This is a genomic window from Solibacillus isronensis (genome assembly GCF_023715405.1).
Taxonomy (GTDB): domain Bacteria; phylum Bacillota; class Bacilli; order Bacillales_A; family Planococcaceae; genus Solibacillus; species Solibacillus isronensis_B.
The window spans coordinates 1-896 of the sequence record NZ_JAMBOC010000017.1; the positions used below are offsets into that span (position 1 = coordinate 1).

Genomic DNA, 896 nt, shown 5'->3' on the forward strand with positions numbered 1-896 from the left:
TGCGTCCGATGGTTTGGGCAGCAGTAGGACAAGCAGCATTAAAAGGAGCTGCTTGGGGAGCTGGATGGGTTGTAGGTGAAAAAGCAGCAAATGCAGTTTTTGGAAGCAGTATTGAGCCTGCAGCTGAGTATAACTACGAAGATGTAGTTGGTTCATTTGACTTAAATGATTAATTTTTGAAGGGTGTTTATCAACAGAAAGTAAAAATAAACGCCACGATATGAGTTCTATACTTAATTGTTGGCTCATGACCTTGTTAAAAGAGCGAAGTTTATTTTAGATCAAAGGTTGATATTCCCCCTAAATTAACGGAGGAAAAATAATGAAAAAGCAGTTAATAACATCAGGGCTGGCGTTATCAATATTAGTAGGAGGCGTAGGCTTAAGCTCAAGTTCAGTAGGAGCAGCTCCAATTAGCGAGAAAGCAATTATAATCGAGAATTCTTTAAAAGACGACGAAGTACGTCCGATGATTTGGGGAGCAGTAGCAGCTTTGGTAGGTGGCTGGGTTACAGGCCAAAAAGTAGCAGTTGTTGGAAGCAGTATTGAGCCTACAGCTGAGTATAACTACGAAGATGTAGTTGGTTCATTTGACTTAAATGATTAATTTTGAAGGGGATTTATCAACAAGAAGTAAAAATATACACCACAATATGAGTTCTATACTTAGTTGTTGGTTCATGACCTTGTTAAAAGAGGGAAGTTTATTTTAGATCAAAGTTGATAATAAACCTAAATTAAAGGAGGAAGAAAGATGAAAAAGCAGTTGTTAGCATCAGGATTGGCATTATCAATATTGGTAGGAGGCGCAGGCTTAAGCTCAAGTTCAGTAGGAGCAGCTCCAATTAATGAAAAAGCGATTACAATTGAGAATTCATTAAAAGACGATGAAGTGC

General features: G+C 38.1%; 1 protein-coding gene. It reads left to right on the plus strand.

Annotated elements, in window-relative coordinates; translation table 11 throughout:
- Window positions 1–322: 322 nt before the first annotated feature.
- Window positions 323–607 (plus strand): hypothetical protein, encoded by a 285-nt coding sequence (locus M3166_RS18915; protein ID WP_251691793.1) that lies wholly within the window; start codon window positions 323–325, stop codon window positions 605–607.
- The last annotated feature ends 289 nt before the right edge of the window (window positions 608–896 follow it).